At 75.8% G+C, this 2,800-nt stretch carries 1 protein-coding gene; it reads left to right on the forward strand.

The genetic code is table 11. The features are described 5' to 3' along the window. Window positions 1–2,800, forward strand: a 2,800-nt coding sequence (locus tag AC529_RS07345; protein WP_157080159.1) for a condensation domain-containing protein, incomplete at both ends; no start/stop codon positions are given.

Raw genomic sequence — 2,800 nt, forward strand, 5'->3', positions numbered from 1 at the left:
GCGAGATCGAAACCGCACTGCTGCACCAGCCCGGAGTCGCCCAGGCGGTCGTCACCGCCCGCGAGGACACCCCCGGCGACCAGCGGCTCGTCGGCTACGTCGTGCCCGCCGCGCAGGCCCGCCCCGACCCGGCCGCGCTGCGCGCCGCGCTGGCCCGGACCCTGCCCGAGTACATGGTGCCCGCCGCCGTGGTCGTCCTGGACGAGCTGCCGCTGACCGCCAACGGCAAGGTCGACCGCACGGCGCTGCCCGCCCCCGGCCCCGCCGCGGCCGAGGAGCGGACCGGCCGCGAACCCGCCACCGCGCACGAGGAACTCGCCTGCCAGGTGTTCGCCGAGGTGCTCGGCCGGGAACGGGTCGCCGTCGACGCCGACTTCTTCGCCCTGGGCGGCCACTCCCTGCTCGCCACCCGCGCCGTGGCCCGGCTGCGCACCCTGCTCGGGGCCGACGTCGGCGTCCGCGACCTGTTCGAGGCGCCCACCCCGGCCGCGTTCGCGCGCCGCCTCACCACCGCCGAGGACCGGCGGCCCGCCGTGGTGCGGCGCGCGGCGGGGGAGCCGCCCGTGCTCTCCCACTTCCAGCGGCGGCTCTGGCTCGTCGAACAGGTCCACCAGACCCGCGGCGCCTACAACGTGCCGCTGGCCGTGCACGTCGCCGACGTGCTCGACCTCGACGTGCTGCGCGCGGCAGCCCACGACCTGGTCGGCCGCCACGAGGTGCTGCGCACCCTCGTCCGCGACGGGGACGACGGCCCCGAACCGGTGCTGCTGGACCCCGCGGAGGTGCGGGTCGACGTCGCCGCGGTGCGCGCCTGCGGCCCCGTGGCGGACCTGCTCGCCGAACTCACCGCCGAACCCTTCGACCTGGCCGAACAGCCCCCGATCCGCATCCGGCTGATCACCGGGGACCACGTCGACGGCTGCGTGCTGTACCTCGTCTGCCACCACATCGCCGCCGACGAGTGGTCGTTCGGGCCGCTGCTGCGCGACCTCGACACCGCCTACCGGGCGCGCGCCGCGGGAGCCGCCCCCGACTGGACCCCGCTGCCCGCCCAGTACTCCGACTACGCGGCCACGCTGCACGCCTGGCTCGGCGACGCCGACGACCCCGACAGTCCGCTGGGCCGCCAGCTCGCCCACTGGAAGCAGGCCCTGCACGGCCTGCCCGACGAGCTGGCCCTGCCCACCGACCGGCCCCGCCCGGCCGCGGCCAGCCACCGCGGCGGACTCGTCCAGGCCGAACTCGACGCCGACCTGGTCGAAGCGGTGCGCCGCCTGGCCGCCGGCCACGGCGTCACCGTCTTCATGGTGGTCCAGGCCGCCGTGGCGGTCCTGCTGCACCGCCTCGGCGCGGGCACCGACATCCCCCTGGGCAGCCCGGTGGCCGACCGCGCAGACGAAGCCGTGCACGACGCCGTCGGGTTCTTCCTCAACACCCTGGTGCTGCGCCTGGACCTGTCCGGCGACCCGGCCTTCGCCGAACTGCTGGACCGGGTCCGCGCCGTGGACCTGGCCGCGTTCGCCCACGCCGACGCGCCCTTCGACGCCGTGGTCGACCTGCTGCGGCCCGCGCGGTCGGTCAGCCGCCACCCGCTGTTCCAGACGATGGTGTCCTACCAGCGCCGCCCGGCCGGCACCGACCGCCTGTTCGGCTCGGCCAGCCGCCTCGTGGAGACCCCGCTGGACACCGCCAAGTTCGACCTGGAGTTCGCGTTCGTCGAGGACGCCCACGGCGGCACGCGCATCGCCCTCAACTACGCGGCCGACCTGTTCGACCACGCCACCGCCGAACGGCTCGCCGAACGCCTGCTGCTGGTGCTGCGGCAGGTCAGTGCTGATCCGTGGCGGCGGGTCGGTGCGGTGGAGGTGGTGACGGGGGCGGAGCGCCGTCGTGTGGTGGAGGAGTGGAACGCCACGGGGCGGCCGGTCACGGCTGTGGAGCCCGCGGTCGCGGTCGCGGGGTGGGCGCGTCGCAGGCCGCGGGCGGTGGCGGTGCGCTGCGGTGGTGTGGAGTGGTCGTATGCCCGTCTGGAGGCGGAGACCGACCGGTTGGCGCGGCTGCTGGTGGGGCGCGGGGTGCGTCCGGGGCGGGTGGTGGCGGTGGCGTTGCCGCGGTCGCCGGAGCTGGTGGCGGTGCTGCTGGCGGTGCAGCGGGCGGGCGGGGTGTACCTGCCGCTGGACCCGGAGTTCCCCGCCGAACGCATCGCCGCCATGCTCACCGACTCCGCGGCCGTGCTCCTCGTGGCCACCGCCGAGACCGCGGCGCGCCACGGCGGGAACGTGCCCGTGCTGCTGGTGGAGGAGGCCGCCGAGGCCCCCGACACGGCACTGCCGGAGCACCTTCCCGCGGAGCGGGCGGCCTACCTCCTCTACACCTCCGGGTCGACGGGGCGGCCCAAGGGCGTGGTGGTGTCCCACCGCAACCTGGCCAACTTCCTCACCGACATGGCCGACCGCTTCCACCTCGACGGAAGCGACCGGTGGCTGGCGGTGACCACGGTCAGCTTCGACATCTCCGCCCTGGAGCTGTACCTGCCGCTGCTGGCGGGCGCGGCCGTGGTGCTCGCCGACGCCGACACCGTCCGCGACCCGGCCGCCCTGGCCGACCTCCTCGCCGCCGAGAACATCACGATCATGCAGGCCACGCCCACGCTGTGGCAGATGCTCGCCGAGCACGACCCCGACGCGGTCGACGGCCTGCGAGTCCTCGTCGGCGGCGAGGCGCTGCCCACCACCCTCGCCCAGACCCTCACCGCGCACGCGGCGACGGTCACCAACGTGTACGGGCCGACCGAGACCAC

The sequence above is a fragment of the Thermobifida cellulosilytica TB100 genome, from assembly GCF_001517975.1.
GTDB lineage: Bacteria > Actinomycetota > Actinomycetes > Streptosporangiales > Streptosporangiaceae > Thermobifida > Thermobifida cellulosilytica.